The organism is Bradyrhizobium sp. T-12 (assembly GCF_058314695.1).
This window is the reverse complement of sequence record NZ_CM177756.1, coordinates 6459532-6481040: the sequence shown is the minus strand read 5'-3', so window position 1 is coordinate 6481040 and position 21509 is coordinate 6459532. Positions and strand designations below refer to the sequence as shown.

Sequence of the window (21509 nt, the reverse complement as noted above, 5' to 3'; positions counted from 1 at the left end):
CAGGAGGATCCGATGGATCTCGCATTCACGAAAGAAGAGCAGGCGTTTCGCGAGGAAGTGCGGCAGTTCTTCCGCGACAACGTGCCGCCGGATACGCGGCGCAAGATGGTGGAGGGCCGCCACCTCTCGAAGGACGAGATGGTGACTTGGTGGCGCATCCTCAACAAGAAGGGCTGGGGCGTCAGCCATTGGCCCAAGCAATATGGCGGCACGGGCTGGACCAGCGTGCAGCACTACATCTTCAACGAGGAGCTGCAGTCCTATCCGGCGCCGCAGCCGCTCGCCTTCGGCGTCAGCATGGTCGGTCCGGTCATCTACACCTTCGGCAATGAGGAGCAGAAGAAGAAGTACCTGCCGCGCATCGCCAATGTCGACGATTGGTGGTGCCAGGGCTTCTCCGAGCCGGGCTCGGGCTCCGACCTCGCCTCGCTCAAGACCAAGGCCGAGCGCCGTGGCGACAAGTGGATCATCAACGGCCAGAAGACCTGGACCACCTTGGCGCAGCACGCCGACATGATCTTCTGCCTCTGCCGCACCGACAACAACGCCAAGAAGCAGATGGGTATCTCCTTCATCGTGTTCTCGATGAAGTCGAAGGGCGTCACCGTACGCCCGATCCAGACCATCGACGGCGGCCATGAGGTCAACGAAGTCTTCTTCGACGACGTCGAAGTCCCGATCGAGAATTTGATCGGCGAGGAGAACAAGGGCTGGGACTACGCCAAATTCCTGCTCGGCAACGAGCGCACCGGCATCGCCCGCGTCGGCGTCTCCAAGGAGCGGCTGCGCCGCATCAGGGATCTCGCCGGCAAGGTCGAATCCGCGGGCAAGCCGATCATCCAGGACGCCGCCTTCCGCGAGAAGCTGGCGGCCTGCGAGATCGAGCTGAAGGCGCTCGAGCTGACCCAGTTGCGCGTCGTCGCCGACGAGGGCAAGCACGGCAAGGGCAAACCCAATCCGGCATCCTCCGTGCTGAAGATCAAGGGCTCCGAGATCCAGCAGACCACCACCGAGCTGCTCATGGAAGTGATCGGCCCGTTCGCCGCGCCCTATGACGTGCACGGCGACGACGGCTCGAACGAAGCCATGGACTGGACCGCCCAGATCGCGCCGAGCTACTTCAACAACCGCAAGGTCTCGATCTACGGCGGCTCCAACGAGATCCAGCGCAACATCATCGCCAAGGCGGTGCTGGGGCTGTGATCCGTTTCCTCTCCGCGAAGGCGGAGAGGGCAATAGTCCACCGTCATTCCGGGGCGCGACGAAGTCGCGAACCCGGAATCCATCGGGCCGCATACGCTGAGGTGAGATGGATTCCGGGTCCGGCCCTTCGGGCCATCCCGGAATGACGAAGCCAAATAAGTCCGGGTACGAGGAAAGAGAAATGGATTTTGATCTGAACGAGGAGCAGCGGCTTCTCAAGGAAAGCATCGACGGCCTGCTGACCGACTCCTACGATTTCGAGAGCCGCAAGAAATACATGGCGGAGAAGGGCGGCTGGAGCAAGACGGTCTGGCTCAAGCTCGCCGAGCAGGGCCTGCTCGGCCTGCCGTTCAGCGAGGCCGATGGCGGCTTCGGCGGCGGCGGCGTCGAGACCATGATCGTGATGGAAGCGCTCGGCAAGGCGCTGGTGCTCGAGCCGTATCTGGCAACGGTCGTGATCGGCGGCGGCTTCCTGCGCCATGCCGGCTCCGATGCGCAGAAGGCCGCGCATGTGCCGGGGATCATCGACGGCAGCAGGACGCTGGCGTTCGCCCAGCTCGAGAAGAACTCGCGCTACGATCTGTTCGACGTCACCACCACGGCGAAGAAGAAGGGCGACGGCTGGATCATCGACGGCGAGAAGTTCGTCGTGCTGAACGGCGAGAACGCCGACACGCTCGTCGTCACCGCGCGCACCAAGGGTGAGCGCCGCGACAAGACCGGAATCGGCGTGTTCCTGGTGCCGGCGAATGCCAAGGGCGTGACGAAGAAGTCCTACCCGACGCAGGACGGCCTGCACGCCGCCGACATCACCTTCACCGGTGTCGAGGTCGGCGCTGATGCCGTGCTCGGCAATCCCGACGACAGCCTCGCGTTGATCGAGCGGGTGGTCGACGAAGCCCGCGTCGCGCTCTGCGCCGAGGCGGTCGGCTTGATGGACGAGTCGCTCAAGACCACCGTCGAGTACATCAAGACCCGAAAGCAGTTCGGCGTCGCGATCGGCTCGTTCCAGTCGCTGCAGCACCGCGCCTCCGACATGTTCGTCGCGGCCGAGCAGGCCCGCTCGATGTCGATGTTCGCGACCATGGCCAACGATTTCGACAACGCCAAGGAGCGCAGCAACGCGATCGCCGCGGCCAAGGTGCAGATCGGCAAGTCGCTGAAATTCGTGGGACAGCAGGCGATCCAGCTCCACGGCGGCATCGGCATGACCATGGAGGCGAAGATCGGCCACTACTTCAAGCGCCTCACCATGATCGAGAACTCGTTCGGCGACACCGACTACCACCAGCGCCGCGTCGCCGACGCCGGCGGGTTGGTCTAGCCACGCTGTCATCCCGGGGCGCGCGTAGCGCGAACCCGGGATCCATCGGGCGGCAGTACGCGTGGTGAATGGATTCTCAGGTGCGCACTTGCGCACCATAGCTCGCGAGTTCGCCGCGCCCCGGAATGACCAGGAAGAAGGCGAACAAATGAAAAACACCCCGTTCGATCTCACCGGCAAGGTCGCCGTGGTCACCGGCTCCAGCCGCGGCATCGGCCGCTCCTCCGCCGAACTCCTTGCCAGGCTCGGCGCCAAGGTGGTCGTCTCCTCGCGCAAGGCCGACGCCTGCCAGGAAGTCGCCGACGGCATCATCGCGGCCGGCGGCGATGCCACAGTCATCCCCTGCAACATCGCCCGCAAGGCCGAGGTCGAGGCACTGATCGCGGGCGCCACCAAGCATTACGGCAAGATCGACATCCTCGTCTGCAACGCCGCCGTCAATCCCTATTACGGCCCGCTGCTCGACATCACGGACGAGGCCTTCGACAAGATCATGGGCTCGAACGTCAAGAGCAACATCTGGCTCTCCGCGCTCGCCATCCCGCAGATGGCGGAGCGTGGGAACGGCTCCGTGGTCATCATCTCCTCGATCGGCGGCCTGCGCGGCTCCACCGTGATCGGTGCCTACGGCATCTCCAAGGCGGCCGACTTCGCGCTGTGCCGCTCGCTCGCCGGCGAGTGGGGCCCGAAAGGCGTCCGCGTCAACTGCATCGCGCCCGGCCTCGTCAAGACCGATTTCGCACGCGCATTGTGGGAAGACGAAGCCATGCTGAAGCGCCGCACCGCGACCACACCGCTGCGCCGCATCGGCGAACCCGACGAAATCGCCGGCGCCGTAGCCTACCTCGCCTCGGACGCATCGAGCTTCATGACCGGACAGACCATCGTCATCGACGGCGGCGTGACCACGGCGGCGGTGTAGGCCTGCTTTCCCTCTCCCCTTGTGGGAGAGGGTGGATCGCCGCGCAGCGGCGAGACGGGTGAGGGGTCTCTCTCCGCGTGTGGCCCCCTCTCGCATTATTCTTCGCCGATAGAACCCCTCATCCGGCGCTTCGCGCCACCTTCTCCCGCAAGGGGAGAAGGGAAGTAGCCGCTCGCCTGCATCCAACCTTGACCTTGCCGCCCTAATCCGCTCCCTTTGGCGCGACTTGATGACCCCTCCAGGGGAACGCTGAGCTCAACGCCAAGGTAAGCCGCCATGTCTTTCGTCCTCGCCATCGACCAGGGCACCACCTCCTCGCGCGCGATCGTGTTCCGCGGCGATATCTCGATTGCTGCCAAAGCGCAGCAGGAGTTTCCGCAGCATTTTCCGGCCTCGGGCTGGGTCGAGCATGAGCCGGAGGATATCTGGACCTCGACGGTGATGGTCTGCCGCGAGGCGATCGAGCAGGCCGGCATCAGCGCAAAGGACATCGCCGCGATCGGCATCACCAACCAGCGCGAGACCACGGTGGTGTGGGACCGCGCCACGGGCCAAGCTGTGCACCGCGCCATTGTCTGGCAGGACCGCCGCACCGCCGACATCTGTGCGAAACTCAAGGCGGAAGGCCGCGAGCCCGTGATCTCGCAGAAGACCGGCCTGATCATCGATCCCTATTTCTCCGGCACCAAGGTCGCCTGGATCCTCGACCACGTTCCCGGCGCCCGCGCGCGCGCCGCCCGCGGCGAGCTGATGTTCGGTACCGTCGATTGCTACCTGCTCTGGCGCCTCACCGGCGGCAAGGTGCACGCCACCGACGCCACCAACGCCTCGCGCACGCTGCTGTTCAACATCCACACCGGCCAGTGGGACGACGAGCTCTTGGAGATCATCGGCGTGCCGCGCTCGATGCTGCCCGAGGTGAAGGATTCCTCCGCCCGCTTCGGCGAGAGCACGCCCGATCTGTTCGGCGGCGCCATCGCCATCTCCGGCATCGCCGGCGACCAGCAGGCGGCGACCATCGGCCAGGCCTGCTTCCGCCCGGGCATGATGAAGTCCACCTACGGCACCGGCTGTTTTGCCCTGCTCAACACCGGCACCACGCCGGTTGTCTCCAAGAACAAGCTGCTCACCACGGTTGCCTATCAGCTCGACGGCAAGCGCACCTACGCGCTGGAAGGCTCGATCTTCGTGGCGGGCTCAGCGGTGCAATGGTTGCGCGACGGCCTCGGCATCATCAAGCACGCCGCCGAGACCGGACCGCTTGCCGACCAGTCCGACTCCATGCAGAGCGTCTATCTCGTTCCGGCCTTCGTCGGCATGGGCGCGCCCTACTGGAATCCGCGCGTGCGCGGCGCGCTGTTCGGCCTCACCCGCAACACCGGCCCCGCCGAGCTCGCCCACGCCGCGCTGGAAAGCGTCTGCTACCAGACCTTCGACCTCTGGGCTGCGATGCGCGCGGACTGGCCGAGCTCGGAAACCGCCAGCGTCGTGCTTCGTGTCGACGGCGGCATGACCGCGTCGGACTGGACCATGCAGCGTCTCGCCGATCTTCTCGATGCCCCAGTCGACCGCCCCGTGATCCAGGAGACCACGGCGCTGGGCGCCGCCTATCTCGCCGGCCTCAACGCCGGCGTCTATCCCGAGCCGACGAAGTTCGCCGACAATTGGCGATTGGAGCACCGCTTCAAGCCGAACATGAGCCAGGCGACACGCGAGCGGAAGCTGGCGGGCTGGGCAAGGGCGGTGAAGGGTGTGCTGGCGAGCGATGAGGGGGAGGGGTAGACGCACGCTGCCAAGACTATCTTGCTGAGGCTGACGTGAACGAGGCGCATCCCCAAGCAAGCTGTCGTCCCGGCGAACGCCGGGACCCATACCGCGTGATCTATCGAGTCGCGAACGAGGGCTACGTACCGTCTCTCCGGCGTCATTGCGAGGAGCTCTTGCGACGAAGCAATCCAGACTGCCTCTGCGGAAAGATACTGGATTGCTTCGCGGAGCCTGTCATCGGGCCGCGCTTTGCGCGGACCCGTTGGCTCGCAATGACGGAGTATGGAGCGAGCGACACCGGCCGGCCATGACGCAGGAAAGCAAGGACCATGATCCTCTCCGACGGCTACTCCGACGTCCCCGCCGGCAAGATCGCCGCTGTCGTCACCCATCTGGAGATGACGGTGCCTCCCGCGCGCCGCGACGATCCGCCCGGCGCGTGGTCGCTGCGCAAGGTCGATACCCCTGCACTTGATTGGTACCGCGATCTCTTCCGCCGCGTCGGCGAGGACTGGCTATGGTTCTCGCGCGCCCGCATCAGCGACACAGAGCTCGCAGCAATCATCCACGCCCCGCATATCGAGGTCTATGCACTGGTCGCAGACGGCAGCGACGAAGGCCTGCTCGAGCTGGACTTCCGCGAGCCCGGCCAGTGCGAGCTGGCCTATTTCGGCGTCACCTCTGGCCTGATCGGCACCGGCGCCGCCCGCTTCCTGATGAACCGCGCGCTGGAGCGCGCCTGGTCGCGCGACGTCCGCCGCGTCTGGGTCCACACCTGCACGCTCGATCATCCCTCCGCCGTTGCCTTCTACCAGCGCTCCGGGTTCCGCCCCTTCCGCCGCCAGATAGAAATCGCCGACGATCCGCGCCTCGACGGGACGGCACGGCGCGATGCGGCGAGGCATGTGCCGATCATTGAGTAGTGCGGCTGCGTCCCGACTGTCATTGCGAGGAGCGCTTGCGACGAAGCAATCCAGAATCCCTTCGCGGAGGTAGTCTGGATGCTCTGCTATGCTTGCAATGACGCAGTGAGGCGTCGCGGTCGCGTTTCCAATTGTCGGAGCAATTCGCGATAGCGTCGTATGCCGAATGGAGCGGTTATCAGGATCAATGGGCGCCACCCCCGATCCTGCCACCCTTGGCTAGCTATCGAAATTTGCCGCCGTTGTATTGGCGCCGCAGACCAGAACCGCAACCCGCTCGGTGGGCGAGGGACGATAGCGGCCGGAGAGCACCGCCGCAAAGGCGGCTGCGCCGCCGGGCTCGGCGACGAGGCGCAGGTGCGACCATAGCGCGGCCTGGGCCTGCCGGATCGCATCGTCGCTGACCAGGACGACGCGCTCCACATGGGCCCGCGCGATCGGAAACATCAGTTCGCCGACGCGCCGCGGCGCCAGGCTGTCGGCGGCAAGACCGCCGGCCGGCGCATCGACCGGGGCGCCCGCTTCGAAGGCCGTATGCAGGGTTGGCGATTGCTCCGGCTCGACCGCGACGATGCGCGTCCTGCCGGCGTACCACGCCGCAATGCCGCCGATCAGTCCGCCGCCACCGACCGCCACCAGCAGCGTGTCGATGCCGGGCGCATCCTGCTCCAATTCCAGTCCGACGCTGCCCTGGCCGAGCAGGGTTTCGGCCTGGTCATAGGCATGGACGGCCAGCGCGCCGGTCTGCGCGACATGGGCTTCGCTCGCGGCGAGCGCATCGGCGTAGCGGTTGCCCGCGATCACGAGCTTGGCGCCATAATTTCGAATGCGCTCGGCCTTGGCCGGCGAGGTGATGTCAGGCACGAAGATCGTGGCGGGAAGGCCGAGCCGCTGCGCCGCATAGGCCACGGCCGCGCCGTGATTGCCGCCGGACGCGGCGACGACACCGGCCCGCGGCACCGGCCGCAGCAACAGATTGGCGAAGGCGCCGCGCGCCTTGAACGATCCGGAATGCTGCAGCATCTCGAGCTTGAGCGTGAGAGGCGCCCCGGGCAGGCCGAAATCGGCGAGATCGGCCTGAACGAGCGGCGTACGCCTGATATGCGGACGGATGACGGCCTCGGTCGCCGCAATCCGCTCCCGCGTGATGTCGAGGTCCATCGTCACTGCCATGATGCCTCCAGACTAGCGCAAGGCAGAGTTGACATCAATTAGGTAATTAGCAAAATAACTAAATGAGATTTGCCGTCGCCTTGCGCGCGCTCGCCAACGAACGCCGCCTGCAGATCCTGGAATGGCTGCGGGATCCCCGGAAGCATTTTCGCGAGCAGGCCGATGGCGACCTGGTCGAGGACGGCGTCTGCGGATTGCTGATCGCCGAAAAGCTTGGCGTCAGCGCGCCGACAGTGAGCGAGCACATGCGGGTGCTGACATCGGCCAAGCTGGTGCGCGCCAAGCGGATCAAGCAGTGGACGATGTACAAGCGCAACGAGACGGCCATCGCCGCGATCAAGCGATCGATTCAGGACGGGCTTTGACCGCGTGACGCTGTCGCCGGCGTCGTTGCAGCCGGCGCAACGCACCATTTCCAAGATATCTGTTGCGCCGCACCGCGCTGGTCGTGGAGACTGATCGGCCCTGCCTCGTCCAACCGGGAAGAGCGAGAACCATGTTCCTGATCGGCCAATATGATTCCCCCTTCGTCCGCCGGGTCGCGATTGCGCTGCGGCTCTACGGCCTCGCCTTCGAGCACAAGCCGTGGTCGACCTTCGGCGACGCCGACAAGATCGCGCCATACAATCCGCTGCGCCGGGTGCCGACCCTGGTGCTCGACGATGGCGAGGCGCTGATCGAAAGCACGATCATCCTGGATTATCTCGACGACCTCGTCGGCGCCGAGAAGGCGATGCTGCCGCGCGGCGGCACCGAGCGGCGCAAGCATTTGCGCATCTGTGCGCTCGCCTCCGGCCTCGGCGACAAGGCGGTGAGCCTGCTTTATGAACGCGTGCTGCGGAAGGAACAGCTCACGCTATGGGTCGAGCGCTGCCAGGCGCAGATCGCGGACGTGCTCAAGGTGCTGGAGGCCGAGCGCGCCCGGGTGACGACGCCATACTGGCTGGGTGAGCGCATTGGCCACGCCGACGTCGCGGTGGCCTGCGTCGTCCGCTTCACCCGCGAGGCGCATCCGCAGCTGTTCGATGCCTCGCGTTATCCAGCCCTGAGCGCGCATGCCGAGCGCTGCGAGGCCTTGCCGCCCTTCAAGGAGATCGTGCAGCCGCTGGCCCCGCCGAAGGGGTGAGGCACTCTCGTGTCCCGGGCGCGGCGCAGCCTAGGCGATGCGTAGCATCGTCCGGTAACGCTGCGCCGCAGAGCCGGAACCCAGGGGACTCGGAGTTGCTTGGAGATGCGGGCCCCGGCTCTGCAGCGCACCGCTTTGCGTTGCGCTGCGTCCGGGGCACGAAACCGAGCGCAAGGTGAAGGGCGCGCCTATCCGCCGGAGTGCGAAGACCGCCACAGCAGCCGATAATGCAATCCTACCCCTGTTTTGCCCGACGCCGCAAACGCGGCTCCGACGCGCCCGAAATCACTCAACCTTTTCAACCCCATTCTACTGTGCATGGGGTTGTTTTCGCATTTTCTGTTTGGCAGCCGGGCCTATCCCGCCCCTGCGCGCTTCTTCTGCCAGACCAGGTGCACCGCGCAGGTGCAGCCCGGCGGGTGAGAGGCAAGGTCCTTTGACGTCTCGTCGTTCGCCGCCGTTGCCGCAAAGGTGTTGTCGGTCTGTTGCGACGGGATGTAGTTCAACACCGGCGCGAGCCAGCGCTCGGTCTCCGCGACGCTCATGCCCTTGCGCGCGGCATAGTCCTCGACCTGGTCGCGCTCGATCTTGCCGACGCCGAAATAATAGCTCGCAGGGTTTGCGAAATAGAGCCCGGACACGCTGGAGCCCGGCCACATCGCAAAGCTCTCGGTCAGCTTCACGCCGCAGGTCGCTTCCGCATCGAGCAGTTCGAACAGCGTCGCCTTCTCGGTGTGATCGGGCTGCGCGGGATAGCCCGGCGCCGGGCGGATGCCCTGATACTTCTCCAGGATCAGGTCTTCGGTGGACAGCGCCTCGTCTGGCGCATAGGCCCAGAACTCGCGGCGCACGCGGGCATGCATGCGCTCGGCAAAGGCTTCGGCGAGCCGGTCGGCCAACGCCTTGCACAGGATCGAGGAGTAGTCGTCGTTGGCCATCTTGAAGCGATCGGCCACCGCATCCTCGCCGATGCCGGCGGTGACGACGAAGCCGCCGACATAATCGGGCACGCCCGCGGGCGCGACGAAGTCGGCGAGCGCGGCGTTGAAGCGGCCCTCGCGCTTCTCGAGTTGCTGGCGCAGCGTGTGCAGCGTCGCGATCTTCTTCGTGCGGCTCTCGTCGGCATAGAGCGCGATGTCGTCGCCTTCGGCGTTCGCCGGCCAGAAGCCGATCGTGGCACGCGCCCGGAACCACTTCTCCCTCACGATGGTGTCGAGCATCTTGCGTGCGTCGTCATAGAGCGAGCGCGCGACCTCGCCGACCTTGGCATCGTCGAGAATCGCGGGGAAGCGGCCGGCGAGCTCCCAGGTCTGGAAGAACGGCGTCCAGTCGATGCAGTCGACGAGCTCGGCGAGATCGTAATCGTCAAAACTCCTGATGCCAAGGAAGGTCGGCTTGACCGGCTTGTTCGCGGTGAAATCGACCGGCACGCGGTTGGCGCGGGCGGCGCCCAGCTTCAGCCGCTTCTTGTCGGCCTGCGCGCGCAGATGCGCGTCCGAGATTTTTGCGTATTCGGCGCGCACCTCGGCGGCATAGGCCTCGCGCTTCTCGGGCGAGAGCAGCGAGGAGGCGACGCCGACGGCGCGGCTGGCGTCGTTGACGTGGACGACGGGACCGGCGCGATAGCTCGGGTCGATCTTGACCGCCGTATGCACGCGGCTCGTGGTGGCGCCGCCGATCAGCAGCGGCAGCTTGAGGCCCTCGCGCTGCAATTCACCGGCGAAGAACGCCATCTCGTCGAGCGAGGGTGTGATCAGGCCGGAGAGCCCGACGATGTCGGCCTTCTCCGCCTTCACGGTCTCGACGATCTTGGCGGCGGGCACCATCACGCCGAGGTCGATGACCTCGAAATTGTTGCACTGGAGCACGATGCCGACGATGTTCTTGCCGATGTCGTGGACGTCGCCCTTGACGGTCGCGAGCACGATCTTGCCGGCGGAGGAGGAGCCTTCCGTGCCGATGCCGTTCGCGAGGTTGCGCGCCTTCTCCTCTTCCATGAACGGCATCAGCCAGGCCACCGCCTGCTTCATCACGCGGGCGGATTTCACCACCTGCGGCAGGAACATCTTGCCGTCGCCGAAGAGGTCGCCGACCACGTTCATGCCGGCCATCAGCGGACCCTCGATGACGTCGAGCGGGCGTAACGAATTCTTGCGGGCTTCCTCGGTGTCCTGCTCGATGAATTCGGTGATGCCGTGGACCAGGGAATGCGACAGTCGCTTCTCCACCGGCCATTCGCGCCAGGCCAGATCGGCTTCCTTGGTCTGGGTCTTGTTGCCGCGGAATTTCTCCGCCAGCGCCAGCAGACGCTCGGACGCGCCCGGATCGCGGTTGAGGACGACGTCCTCGCACACCTGACGCAGCTCGGCATCGATGTCGTCATAGACGATCATCTGGCCGGCATTGACGATGCCCATGTCCATGCCGGCCTTGATGGCGTGATACAGGAACACCGAGTGCATGGCCTCGCGCACCGGCTCGTTGCCGCGGAACGAGAACGAGAGGTTGGAGACGCCACCCGAGATGTGCGCGCCCGGCAGGTTCTGCCGGATCCAGCGCGTCGCCTCGATGAAGTCGACGCCGTAATTATTGTGCTCCTCGATGCCGGTCGCGATCGCGAAGATGTTGGGATCGAAGATGATGTCCTCGGGCGGGAAGCCGACCTTGTTCACCAGGATGTCGTAGGCGCGCTTGCAAATCTCGGTCTTGCGCGCAAACGTATCGGCCTGGCCGACCTCATCGAACGCCATCACCACCACGGCCGCACCATGGCGGCGGGCGATCTTGGCCTCAAAGATGAACTTCTCCTCGCCCTCCTTCATCGAGATCGAATTGACGACCGGCTTGCCCTGCACGCATTTCAGGCCGGCTTCGATCACCGAAAATTTCGAGGAATCGACCATCACGGGGACGCGGGCGATGTCGGGCTCGGCGGCGACGAGGTTGAGGAAGGTCACCATCGCGGCTTCCGAATCCAGAAGCCCCTCGTCCATGTTGACGTCGATGATCTGCGCACCGTTCTCGACCTGGTCGCGTGCGACCTGGAGCGCTGCGGTGTAGTCGCCGGCGGTGATCAGCTTGCGGAAGCGGGCGGAGCCGGTGACGTTGGTGCGCTCGCCGACGTTCACGAACGGGATCGCATCAGTCAGGATGAACGGCTCGAGGCCGGACAGCCGCAAGCGCGGTTCGATCTCCGGCACGATGCGCGGCTTGTGCGGGGCAACGGCGGCGGCAATCGCTGCGATGTGCTCCGGCGTGGTGCCGCAGCAGCCGCCGACGATGTTGACGAGGCCGTCGCGGGCGAATTCGCCGACGAGGCGCGCCATGTATTCCGGCGTCTCGTCATACTGGCCGAACTCGTTGGGCAGGCCGGCGTTCGGATAGGCGCAGACGAGCGTATCGGCGACGCGGCCGATATCCGCGATATGCGCGCGCAGATCTTCGGCGCCGAGCGCGCAGTTGAAGCCGATGGTGACGGGTTTTGCGTGCCGCACCGAATTCCAGAACGCCTCCGGCATCTGGCCCGAGAGCAGGCGACCGGACTTGTCGGTGATGGTGCCCGACACCATCACGGGCATGTCGATGCCGCGCGCTTCGGTGATCTCGGCGATCGCGTACAGCGCCGCCTTGGCGTTCAGCGTGTCGAAAATGGTCTCGACCAGCAGCAGATCGACGCCGCCGTCGAGCATGCCGTTGATCTGCTCGCCATAGGATTTGCGCAGATCGTCGAAGGTGACGGCGCGGTAACCGGGATTGGACACATCAGGCGAGATCGACGCGGTGCGGTTGGTCGGGCCGATGGCGCCCGCGACGAAGCGCGGCTTGCCGTCCTCGGCCTCGACGCGGCGGGCGGCATTGCCGGCGAGGCGGGCGCCTTCGCGCGCCATCTCGTAGACGATGTCGGTGAGGTCGTAATCGGCCTGCGCGATCGAGGTGGTCGAGAAGGTGTTGGTCGCGACGATGTCGGCGCCGGCGCGCAAATAGGCCGCGTGGATGTCCTCGATCGCCTGCGGCTGGGTCAGGATCAGGAGGTCATTGTTGCCGCGCAAATCGCGATGGAAATTCTTGAAGCGCTCGCCGCGGAAGGCGGCTTCGTCGAACTGCAGGTTCTGAATCATCGTGCCCATGGCGCCGTCGAGCACGAGAATACGCTCGCGCGCGGCATTCAGGAGGGCAGTTCGTTTGGCGGAAACGGGTACGGTCATTGTCTGTCACGCAGCCTTCTGGGCGCTCTTGGCGCGAATGCCGAGCAAATGGCTGATCGCGAACACGAGATCGGCACGGTTCATGGTGTAGAAATGGAAGGTGTCGACGCCGTGTTTTGCCAATTTCTGCACCTGGCCGGCTGCGACGGTCGCGGCCACCAGTTTCCGCGTTTCGGCATCTTCGTCGAGGCCTTCGAATTTCGCGGCGAACCAGTCCGGCACGGTGGTGCCGGCGCGGGTGACGAAATTGCGCGCCTGCTTGAAATTGTGCATGGGCATGATGCCCGGCACGATCGGGATGTCGATGCCGCGCGCGCGCACGCGATCGAGATAGCGGAAGTAGAGGTCGTTATCGAAGAACACCTGGGTGATCGCGCGCGTCGCGCCCGCATCCACCTTGGCCTTGAGCGTGTCGATATCATCATCGAAGTCGCGCGCCTCGGGGTGCTTCTCGGGATAGGCCGAGACCGACACCTCGATGTCGGCATGCCGCTTCTTGATCCCCGCGACGAGTTCGGCCGAGCTCTGATAGCCGTCGGGATGGCTCGCATAGGGCGTGCCGATGCCACCGGCGGGGTCGCCGCGCAGGCCCACGATGTGCCGGACGCCGACCTCGTGATAGCGGTCGACGATCTCGTCGATCTCGCCGCGCGAGGCGCCGACGCAGGTCAGATGCGCCGCCGGCAGCAGTGCGGTCTCCTTCAGGATGCGGGCGATGGTCGAATGGGTCCGCTCACGGGTCGAACCGCCGGCGCCGTAGGTCACCGAGACGAATTTCGGGTCGAGCGGGGCGAGCCGGTTGATGGTCTCCCAGAGATTGCGCTCCATCTCCTCCGTCTTGGGCGGAAAGAACTCGAAGGAGATCGCAGGCCGCTTCAGGTGCCCGTCTTGCCCGTCGGCCCGGGCAGATGTCGTCAGATCGGTCATGGCACCACTCACTCCAGATTTTAGCGGCCGGCGGTCAGGTCTCGCTTGTGCACAAGATAGGCTAAAGGCGGGTTGACCGACAGCCCATCCAAGATGGGAAATGGCCCACTTCCGCTAGAAATACTGGAATTATTGGTCATATTTTGATCTGGGTGGGAAGTTGCCGTTTCCAGTAAAATACAATAATATCAATATATTATTTTGGAGGCGGTGCGGGATTTGGGGGTTTTAGCAGTGGGCAGAATAGTATAAGCGTTATATAGACGCTAATTGGCCCATCCGGCCGCTTCGGCTGGCCGCTCCGGCTCGCGGGCCGGCACACGTCAGACCTGCGCAGCCGACCCATTGTCGCCGCGCGGCCCTCCGTTACCTTATGCCGCCATGATCCCGCTCTCCGTCCTCGACCTCTCCGTCGTCACCACAGGCACCAAGCCGGCCGCGGCGCTGCGCAACAGCATCGACCTGGCGCGCCATGTCGACGGCCTCGGCTACGTCCGTTACTGGCTCGCCGAGCACCACAACCTCGCCTCGGTCGCTAGCCCGGCACCCGACGTCATGATCGGCCAGATCGCGGCGGTGACGACGCATATCCGCGTCGGCTCCGGCGGGGTGATGCTGCCCAATCACGCACCGCTGGTGGTGGCCGAGCGCTTCAAGATGCTGGAAGCGCTGTTTCCGGGCCGCATCGACCTCGGCCTCGGCCGCGCGCCCGGCACCGACGGTGCGACGGCCTATGCGCTGCGTAGCCGGCTCGACCGCCGCGAGGGCGACGATTTCCTGGAGCGGCTGCACGAACTGATCCTGTGGCAGACGCGCGAATTCCCCTCAGGCCATCCCTACAACAACGTCGTGGCGATGCCCGACGATACGCCGCTGCCGCCGATCTGGCTGCTCGGCTCCAGCGACTATTCGTCGGAATTGGCGGCGCAGGTCGGCATGGGCTTCGCCTTCGCCCATCATTTCGCGTCCCACGATGCGATCGACGCGATGGTGCATTACCGCAACCGTTTTCAGCCCTCGGCCTGGAGCGCGAGCCCGCACGCGATCCTCGCCGTCGCAATCATCACGGCGGACACGGATGAGGAGGCCGAAGAGCTCGCCACCTCGTTCGATCTCAATCGTCTGCGCCGTGACCGCGGCCAGTATCTTCCGCTGCCGAGCGTCGAGGAGGCGCTGGCCTATCCCTATACCGACTCCGAGCGCACCTCGATCCTGCGCAACCGTTCCCGCCTGTTCGTCGGCAGCCCCGCCACGGTGCAGAGGAGGCTGCAGCCGCTGATCGACGCGAGCAAGCCGGACGAATTGATGGTGATCACCGCCGTGTACGATCACGAGGCGCGGAAGAAATCGTATTCGCTGCTGGCGGAGGCGTTCGGGCTCAAAGCAGCCACTTAGAAATTCTCGTGCCCCGGACGCAGCGCAACACGCAGTGATGCGCCGCTGAGCCGGGCCTATCGCGCCTATGAGTGTTGCCGCTCCTGGGTCCCGGCTCGCGCTTCGCGCGTCCGGGACGCGCGACTAATCCTGCTGCGCTTCGCTGAACGTCGCGCGGAACGGGTGCCCCGGATACACGCCGACGATGCGGAATTCGCGCGAGAAGAACTTCAGCTCCTCGATGGCGAACGCCAAGCCCTTGTCCTCGGGGTGTCCGTCGACGTCGGCATAGAATTGCGTGGCGAAGAAATTGCCGTCGACCATGTAGCTTTCGAGCTTGGTCATGTTGACGCCGTTGGTGGCAAAGCCGCCGAGCGCCTTGTAGAGCGCGGCCGGCAAATTGCGCACCCGGAAGACGAACGTCGTGACCAGCGGGCCGGAGCCCTGCGCCGCCCATTTCGGCTCGCGCGCCAGCACCACGAAGCGCGTGGTGTTGTGCGCCTCGTCCTCGATGTCCTCGGCGAGGATGTCGAGGCCGTAGATCTTCGCGGCGAGGCGCGAGGCGATCGCGGCGACTGTCTTGTCCTTGCGCTCGGAGATGTCGCGGGCGCTGCCGGCGGTGTCGGCGTGCACGATCGGCTTGATGCCGAGCTTGCGGATGATGCGGCGGCACTGGCCGAGCGCATGGACATGGCTCTCGACGCTCTTGATATCTTCGATTTTGGTCCCCTTCACCGCCATCAATTGATGCCGAACGGGGAGAAACCATTCGCCGATGATGAAGAGGCCGGAGGCCGGCAAGAGATGATGGATGTCGGCGACGCGGCCGGCGACCGAGTTCTCGATCGGGATCATGCCAAGATCGGCCTCGCCCGACGAGATCGCCGACAGCGCGTCCTCGAAGGTGGCGCAGGGCATCGGCTCGGCGTCGGGATAGGCCTCGACGATGGCAATGTGGGAATTGGCCCCGGGCTCGCCCTGGAACGCGATTTTCAGCTTGCTCATGTCTCAAAAGTGCTCCTGCGGCGCCTTGTAGCAGCCGCTCAGGATTTGGAAAGGATGCTGCGCGCGGTTTCGAGATCGGGCGGCGTGTCGACGCCGCGGGGCACGCTGTCGACGATCATGATGTCGATGCGCATGCCGGCTTCAACCGCGCGGAGCTGCTCCAGGCTTTCCTGGCGCTCGAGCGGCGAAGGCGGCAGCGCCACGAACCGCTCCAGTGCCGCACGGCGGTAAGCATAGAGGCCGATATGGTGGTAACGCGGTCCGTTGCCGTAAGGCGCGGTGGCGCGCGTGAAATAAAGTGCCCGCAACCGCCGCGGCCCGATCGGCGAGCCGATGGCTTTCACGACGCTCGGGGCGAGGTCCTCCTCCTCGGTGTGGATCTGCGAGGCCAGCGTCACGATGTCGACCGCGGGTTCGGAAAAGGGCGGCAGCACCTCGCGGATGGTCTGCGGCGTGATGGTCGGGAAATCGCCCTGCAGGTTGATCACGATCTCGGCCTTGCCCTCGGGGTCGAGCTTCTGCATGGCCTCGTGGATGCGGTCCGAACCGGAGGGGTGGTCGGCGCGCGTCATCACGGCCTCGCCGCCATGAGCGGTGACGACGGAGGCGATCTCCGGCGCGTCGGTTGCGACGGCGACCCGGCCGATGGCAGCGGCCTCGGCGCGGCGCAGCACGTGCACGATCATCGGCAGGCCCGCGATATCGGCGAGCGGCTTGCCGGGCAGGCGGGTGGCGGCCATGCGGGCCGGGATCAGCACCAGAATGCGAGGATCGATCATCGGGACAAGAGCCTGGAAACAGGGCGTTTTCCGCGCCGGGAAATGGAGTGGGGATGGGTTGCCAGCCGGGTCGCTTATACGGGTTGCCAGACCCCGGGCAAACCGATATCTCAATGGCAAAACTCGGGGAAACGATAGGGAACGATTGATTCTCCCGAGGCTCGTCCTGGCGGCCGCCCGGCCGCCCGATTCTTCTTGCGGTGTGGGGCCTGGCCGGAAATGGACTCTTTCGAACTCAATAAGATTCTTGGTGCCGTGCTCGGCACCTGTCTCCTTCTGCTGGTGACGAGCTTCACTGCGAATGCGCTGTTCTCGCCCAAGATGCCGGAAAAGCCGGGCTTTGAAATCGCCGTGAAGGAAGATGCCGGCCATGGCAAGGAAGGCGGCGCCGCCGCTGCCGCCTCCGAGCCGATCGAAAAGCTGCTCCAGACCGCCTCGGTCGAAAAGGGTGCCGCCGCTGCCAAGAAGTGCGGCGCCTGCCACACCTTCGAGAAGGGCGGGCCGAATCGCGTCGGTCCGAACCTCTATGGCGTGGTCGGCGAGGCCAGGGGCGAGGGCCGCAACGGCTTCAACTTCTCGGCTGCAATGAAGGCCAAGGGCGGCACCTGGACCTTCGACGACCTCAACAAGTTCATCGCAAATCCGAAGGGCTTCATCCCGGGCACCGCGATGGGCTTCGCCGGTATTCAGAAGGATTCCGAGCGCGCCGACGTCATTGCCTATCTGAATTCGCTGTCGGAGCATCCTCAGCCGCTGCCGACCGCGTCGAAGTAAGGCCTCAAGAACCTGTCTTGGAAGAAGCGGCCAGGCTGAAAAGCCTGGCCGTTTCCGTATCGGGGCCTCCCGGTGAATTTATCGGGGCGTTTGGTCGCATCTAGCGGGCGACCGGCCTTCCAAGATGAGGAAAAAGCAACATGTTCGGTCGAAACCTCGCCTATATTGGGAACTTAAAGGAGTAGCCTCCTTCAAGACAGGGATGTTGATTTGGCCATTACCCGACGCGATCTCCTGCTCACCGGCACTGCGGCCGCAGCGCTTCCCGTCCTCGGTTCCGTGGCGGGCGTTCCCGTCGGCTCGGCGCATGCGCAATCATCCGAGCTGCCCTGGCGCCACGCGCTGTCCCTGTTCGGGAAGGTCAAGTACCCCGCAGATTTCAAGCGCTTCGACTACGTCAATCCGGAAGCGCCCAAGGGCGGAATCGCCCGCCAGATCGCCGTCGGCACCTTCGACAATTTCAACATCGTCGTGTCGGGTGTGAAGGGGCAGATCGCCGGTGCCGTCGCATTCATCTACGAATCCCTCACGACGGCCTCGCTCGACGAGGTCTCGACCGAATACGGCGCGCTGGCCGAGGCCGTCAGCCATCCCGATGATTTCTCCTTCGTCACCTACCGCTTGCGGCCGCAAGCCAAGTGGCACGACGGCAAGCCGGTCACCCCGGATGACGTGATCTTCTCGCTCGATTCCTTCAAGAAGCACCACCCGATGTACTCGGCCTATTACAGCCATGTAGTCCGGGCCGAGAAGATCGGCGAGCGCGAGGTGAAGTTCGTGTTCGACGCGCCGGGCAACCGCGAACTGCCGCAGATCGTGGGCCAGCTCACGGTCCTGCCGAAGCATTGGTGGGAGGGGACCGACGCCCAGGGCCGCAAGCGCGATGTGTCCGCCACCACGCTCGAAGTGCCGCTCGGCTCCGGCCCCTACAAGATCAAGGACTTCGTTGCGGGACGCTCGATCGCGCTGGAGCGGGTCAAGGATTATTGGGGCCGCGATTTGCCTGCCAATGTCGGCCGCAACAATTTCGACGAGCTGCGCTACGAATATTTCCGCGACGCCACCGTGGCGATCGAGGCTTTCAAGGCCGACCAGGTCGACTGGCGCACCGAGAACAGCGCGAAGAACTGGGCGACCGCCTACGACTTCCCGGCCGTCAGCGAAAAGCGCGTGATCCTCGAGGAATTTGCCAATCGCAGCTCGGGCGTGATGCAGGCCTTCGTGCCGAATCTGCGCCGCGGCAAGTTCAGCGACCCGCGCGTGCGTCGCGCGCTCAACTACGCGTTCGACTTCGAGGAGATGAACAAGCAGATCTTCTTCGGCCAGTACAAGCGCATCAGCAGCTATTTCGACGGCATCGACGAGCTCATGGCAACCGGCCTGCCGCAGGGCAAGGAGCTCGAGATACTCGAAACCGTCCGCGCCCAGGTCCCGCCTGAAGTCTTCACCACCGCCTATACCAATCCGGTCGGCGGCAGTCCGGAAGCCGTGCGCGACAATCTGCGCGAGGCGCTGCGCCTGTTCAAGGAGGCCGGCTACGAGGTGCGCGACCGCAAGCTGGTCGACGTCAAGACCGGCGCCCAGTTCACCCTCGAATTGCTGAATTCGGATCCGAGCTTCGAGCGGATCACGCTGTTCTACAAGCCGTCCCTGGAGCGGCTCGGAATTGCCGTCAGCGTGCGGACGGTTGACCCGACCCAGTACGAGAACCGGACGCGCGAGTGGGATTTCGACATCGTCACCAATTCGTGGGGCGAGTCGCAGTCGCCGGGCAACGAGCAGCGCGAGTTCTGGTCGTCCAAGACGGCCGACATCGCCGGCTCCCGCAACATTGCCGGCATCAAGAATCCCGCGATCGACAAGCTGATCGAGCGGGTCATCTATGCCAGTGATCGCGACGATCTCGTCGCGGCAACCAAGGCGCTGGACCGCGTGCTGCTGTGGAATCACTACGTCGTGCCGCAGTGGAATTATCCGAAGGTGCGCACCGCGCGCTGGGACCGCTTCGGCCGGCCGGCGGAATTGCCCAAATATGGTCAGTCCGGCTTCCCGTTCATCTGGTGGTACGACGCAGACAAGGCGGCGCGGATCGCAAAGAAGTCGTGAAGGATATTTCCCGCATGACGCAGATGTCACGCCGCCATGTGCTGACCATTGGTGTCGGCGGCGCCCTCGGGGTGTCGCTGGGGGCGCGGTCGATCCGTGGCGCGCATGCATCGGAAGCCGGGATTGAGGCGCACGGCCTCTCGGCCTTCGGCGATCTCAAATACCCCGCCGACTTCCACCATTTCGACTACGTCAATTTGAATGCGCCAAAGGGCGGCACGTTCTCGCTGATCCCGTCGGTGCGCGCCTATAACCAGTCCTACCAGACCTTCAATTCGCTCAACGCCTTCATCCTCAAGGGCGACGGCGCGCAAGGCATGGACATGACCTTCGCGCCCCTGATGGTGCGCGCGAATGACGAGCCCGACGCGATGTACGGGCTTGCCGCCAAATCCGTGCAGATCTCGCCGGACAGGCTGGTCTACCGCTTCACGATGCGGCCAGAGGCGAAATTCCATGACGGCACGAAGCTCACCGCGCATGATGCGGCGTTTTCGCTGACGGCGCTGAAGACCAAGGGACATCCCCTGATCCTCGTGCAGCTGCGCGATATGGTCAGCGCGGAAGCGGTCGACGACGCGACGCTGGTCGTCACCTTTGCCAAGGGGCGGGCGCGCGACGTGCCGCTCTATGCCGCGAGCCTGCCGATCTTCTCGAAGGCGTACTACGCCTCTCGCCCGTTCGACGAATCGTCGCTCGAGATCCCGCTCGGTTCGGGTCCGTACAAAGTCGGCAGGTTCGAGGTCAATCGCTACATCGAGTATGAGCGGGTGAAGGATTGGTGGGCTGCCGATCTGCCGCCCTGCCGCGGCACCTATAATTTCGACGTCGTGCGCTATGAATTCTATCGCGATCGCGACGTCGCCTTCGAAGGCTTCACCGGCAAGAACTATCTCTACCGCGAGGAGTTCACGTCACGCATCTGGGCGACGCGCTATGATTTCGCCGCCGTCAAGGAGGGGCGCGTCAAGATGGAAGTCGTGCCCGACGAGACGCCGTCGGGCGCGCAGGGCTGGTTCATCAACACGCGACGTGAAAAATTCAGGGACCCGCGCGTGCGCGAGGCCCTGGTCGATGCTTTCGACTTCGAATGGACCAACAAGACCATCATGTACGGCGCTTATGCCCGTACGGTGTCGCCGTTCCAGAACTCCGATCTCATGGCGAGCAGCGGGCCTCCGTCCCCGGAAGAGCTGAAGCTGCTGGAGCCATTCCGCGGCCAGGTTCCGGACGAGGTGTTCGCCGCGCCCTTCGCGCCGCCGGTTTCCGACGGCTCGGGACAGGATCGCGCTCTCCTGCGCAAGTCGCAGCAGCTGCTCAACGAAGCCGGCTATCCGATCAAGGATGGCAAGCGCATGCTGCCGAGCGGGGAGGTGTTCAAGATTGAATTCCTGGCAGAGGAGCCTTCGCTGCAGCCGCATCACGCGCCCTATATCAAGAATTTGGCGACGCTCGGCATCGAAGCGAGCCTCCGTCTCGTCGATGCCGTGCAATATCGCGCACGCGTGGAAGATTTCGACTTCGACATGACGATCCAGCGCTTCAGCATGTCGGCGACCCCTGGCGATGCCATGCGCGCGTTCTTCTCCTCGCAGGTCGCGAACACCAAGGGCTCTTACAATCTCGCTGGAGTCGCTAGCCCGGCGATCGATGCCATGATCGAGAAGATCATGGCGGCCGATAGCCGCGAGGACTTGACCGTGGCCTGCCGCGCCTTCGATCGCTTGTTCCGCGCCGGCCGCTATTGGGTGCCGCAATGGTACAACAAGACGCACCGGCTGGCTTATTGGGACCAATTCGGCCATCCGCCAAAGCTGCCGCGTTACGCCAATGGCGTGGGCGCGCCCGACATCTGGTGGCATGAACCCGCCAAGGCCGCCAAGCTCGAGCAGGCGAAATAA

Annotated in this window: 16 protein-coding genes; 11 read left to right on the top strand and 5 right to left on the bottom strand. The window is 64.8% G+C overall.

Annotated elements, in window-relative coordinates; translation table 11 throughout:
* The first annotated feature begins 12 nt into the window (after positions 1-12).
* The 5 genes from pimC (at position 13) to AC0WRY_RS30890 (ending at position 6139) form a co-directional block, all read left to right on the top strand.
* A complete protein-coding gene (pimC, locus tag AC0WRY_RS30910) occupies positions 13-1203 on the top strand; it encodes a pimeloyl-CoA dehydrogenase large subunit (RefSeq protein WP_194404498.1) in 1191 nt (396 codons plus the stop codon).
* A 181-nt stretch (positions 1204-1384) separates the two neighbouring features.
* Positions 1385-2527, top strand: coding sequence for a pimeloyl-CoA dehydrogenase small subunit (pimD, locus tag AC0WRY_RS30905; protein WP_491122255.1), 1143 nt, complete (start codon positions 1385-1387; stop codon positions 2525-2527).
* A 148-nt stretch (positions 2528-2675) separates the two neighbouring features.
* Positions 2676-3449 (top strand): SDR family NAD(P)-dependent oxidoreductase, encoded by a 774-nt coding sequence (locus tag AC0WRY_RS30900; RefSeq protein WP_483071184.1) that lies wholly within the window; start codon positions 2676-2678, stop codon positions 3447-3449.
* 276 nt (positions 3450-3725) lie between these two features.
* A complete protein-coding gene (glpK, locus tag AC0WRY_RS30895; protein WP_491122254.1) occupies positions 3726-5231 on the top strand; it encodes a glycerol kinase GlpK in 1506 nt (501 codons plus the stop codon).
* Positions 5232-5545: 314 nt separating this feature from the next.
* On the top strand, positions 5546-6139 hold the full coding sequence (locus AC0WRY_RS30890; protein ID WP_491122253.1) for a GNAT family N-acetyltransferase: 594 nt from the start codon (positions 5546-5548) through the stop codon (positions 6137-6139).
* A 219-nt stretch (positions 6140-6358) separates the two neighbouring features.
* On the opposite strand, the gene AC0WRY_RS30885 is transcribed toward AC0WRY_RS30890, so the two are convergent.
* On the bottom strand, positions 6359-7312 hold the full coding sequence (locus AC0WRY_RS30885; RefSeq protein WP_491122252.1) for a threonine/serine dehydratase: 954 nt from the start codon (positions 7310-7312) through the stop codon (positions 6359-6361).
* 62 nt (positions 7313-7374) lie between these two features.
* On the opposite strand from AC0WRY_RS30885, the gene AC0WRY_RS30880 reads away from it, so the two are divergent.
* A complete protein-coding gene (locus AC0WRY_RS30880; RefSeq protein ID WP_491122251.1) occupies positions 7375-7677 on the top strand; it encodes an ArsR/SmtB family transcription factor in 303 nt (100 codons plus the stop codon).
* A 131-nt stretch (positions 7678-7808) separates the two neighbouring features.
* Positions 7809-8438, top strand: a complete 630-nt coding sequence (locus AC0WRY_RS30875; RefSeq protein ID WP_491122250.1) for a glutathione S-transferase family protein — start codon at positions 7809-7811, stop codon at positions 8436-8438.
* A 356-nt stretch (positions 8439-8794) separates the two neighbouring features.
* Here the strand turns inward: AC0WRY_RS30875 and metH are convergent, their stop codons facing one another.
* Together metH and metF are read right to left on the bottom strand one after the other, a co-directional pair.
* Entirely contained in the window at positions 8795-12643 is a 3849-nt protein-coding gene (metH, locus tag AC0WRY_RS30870; protein ID WP_491122249.1) for a methionine synthase, read from the bottom strand.
* A 6-nt stretch (positions 12644-12649) separates the two neighbouring features.
* Positions 12650-13570 (bottom strand): methylenetetrahydrofolate reductase [NAD(P)H], encoded by a 921-nt coding sequence (gene metF / locus AC0WRY_RS30865; protein WP_491122248.1) that lies wholly within the window; start codon positions 13568-13570, stop codon positions 12650-12652.
* 381 nt (positions 13571-13951) lie between these two features.
* On the opposite strand from metF, the gene AC0WRY_RS30860 reads away from it, so the two are divergent.
* Entirely contained in the window at positions 13952-14965 is a 1014-nt protein-coding gene (locus tag AC0WRY_RS30860; protein ID WP_491122247.1) for an LLM class flavin-dependent oxidoreductase, read from the top strand.
* Positions 14966-15088: 123 nt separating this feature from the next.
* On the opposite strand, the gene AC0WRY_RS30855 is transcribed toward AC0WRY_RS30860, so the two are convergent.
* Together AC0WRY_RS30855 and AC0WRY_RS30850 are read right to left on the bottom strand one after the other, a co-directional pair.
* On the bottom strand, positions 15089-15949 hold the full coding sequence (locus tag AC0WRY_RS30855; protein ID WP_194404487.1) for a prephenate dehydratase: 861 nt from the start codon (positions 15947-15949) through the stop codon (positions 15089-15091).
* A gap of 38 nt (positions 15950-15987) precedes the next feature.
* The gene (locus tag AC0WRY_RS30850) at positions 15988-16728 is read right to left on the bottom strand and encodes a 3-deoxy-manno-octulosonate cytidylyltransferase (protein ID WP_491122246.1); all 741 of its coding nucleotides are present in this window, start codon (positions 16726-16728) and stop codon (positions 15988-15990) included.
* Positions 16729-16947: 219 nt separating this feature from the next.
* Between AC0WRY_RS30850 and AC0WRY_RS30845 the strand changes: the two genes are divergently transcribed.
* The 3 genes from AC0WRY_RS30845 (at position 16948) to AC0WRY_RS30835 (ending at position 21509) form a co-directional block, all read left to right on the top strand.
* Positions 16948-17502, top strand: a complete 555-nt coding sequence (locus AC0WRY_RS30845) for a c-type cytochrome (RefSeq protein WP_194404485.1) — start codon at positions 16948-16950, stop codon at positions 17500-17502.
* A 210-nt stretch (positions 17503-17712) separates the two neighbouring features.
* The gene (locus AC0WRY_RS30840; protein WP_194404484.1) at positions 17713-19608 is read left to right on the top strand and encodes an extracellular solute-binding protein; all 1896 of its coding nucleotides are present in this window, start codon (positions 17713-17715) and stop codon (positions 19606-19608) included.
* A 14-nt stretch (positions 19609-19622) separates the two neighbouring features.
* Entirely contained in the window at positions 19623-21509 is a 1887-nt protein-coding gene (locus AC0WRY_RS30835; RefSeq protein WP_491122245.1) for an extracellular solute-binding protein, read from the top strand.

Excerpts from the sequence above, each read along its gene's own strand:
- pimC (WP_194404498.1), top strand. The coding sequence starts at position 13 with ATGGATCTCGCATTCACGAAAGAAGAGCAGGCGTTTCGCGAGGAAGTG.
- AC0WRY_RS30850 (WP_491122246.1), bottom strand. The coding sequence starts at position 16,728 with ATGATCGATCCTCGCATTCTGGTGCTGATCCCGGCCCGCATGGCCGCC.
- glpK (WP_491122254.1), top strand. The coding sequence starts at position 3,726 with ATGTCTTTCGTCCTCGCCATCGACCAGGGCACCACCTCCTCGCGCGCG.
- AC0WRY_RS30875 (WP_491122250.1), top strand. The coding sequence starts at position 7,809 with ATGTTCCTGATCGGCCAATATGATTCCCCCTTCGTCCGCCGGGTCGCG.
- AC0WRY_RS30855 (WP_194404487.1), bottom strand. The coding sequence starts at position 15,949 with ATGAGCAAGCTGAAAATCGCGTTCCAGGGCGAGCCCGGGGCCAATTCC.
- AC0WRY_RS30835 (WP_491122245.1), top strand. The coding sequence starts at position 19,623 with ATGACGCAGATGTCACGCCGCCATGTGCTGACCATTGGTGTCGGCGGC.
- pimD (WP_491122255.1), top strand. The coding sequence starts at position 1,385 with ATGGATTTTGATCTGAACGAGGAGCAGCGGCTTCTCAAGGAAAGCATC.
- AC0WRY_RS30890 (WP_491122253.1), top strand. The coding sequence starts at position 5,546 with ATGATCCTCTCCGACGGCTACTCCGACGTCCCCGCCGGCAAGATCGCC.
- metF (WP_491122248.1), bottom strand. The coding sequence starts at position 13,570 with ATGACCGATCTGACGACATCTGCCCGGGCCGACGGGCAAGACGGGCAC.
- AC0WRY_RS30885 (WP_491122252.1), bottom strand. The coding sequence starts at position 7,312 with ATGGCAGTGACGATGGACCTCGACATCACGCGGGAGCGGATTGCGGCG.
- AC0WRY_RS30880 (WP_491122251.1), top strand. The coding sequence starts at position 7,375 with ATGAGATTTGCCGTCGCCTTGCGCGCGCTCGCCAACGAACGCCGCCTG.
- AC0WRY_RS30860 (WP_491122247.1), top strand. The coding sequence starts at position 13,952 with ATGATCCCGCTCTCCGTCCTCGACCTCTCCGTCGTCACCACAGGCACC.
- AC0WRY_RS30900 (WP_483071184.1), top strand. The coding sequence starts at position 2,676 with ATGAAAAACACCCCGTTCGATCTCACCGGCAAGGTCGCCGTGGTCACC.
- AC0WRY_RS30845 (WP_194404485.1), top strand. The coding sequence starts at position 16,948 with ATGGACTCTTTCGAACTCAATAAGATTCTTGGTGCCGTGCTCGGCACC.
- metH (WP_491122249.1), bottom strand. The coding sequence starts at position 12,643 with ATGACCGTACCCGTTTCCGCCAAACGAACTGCCCTCCTGAATGCCGCG.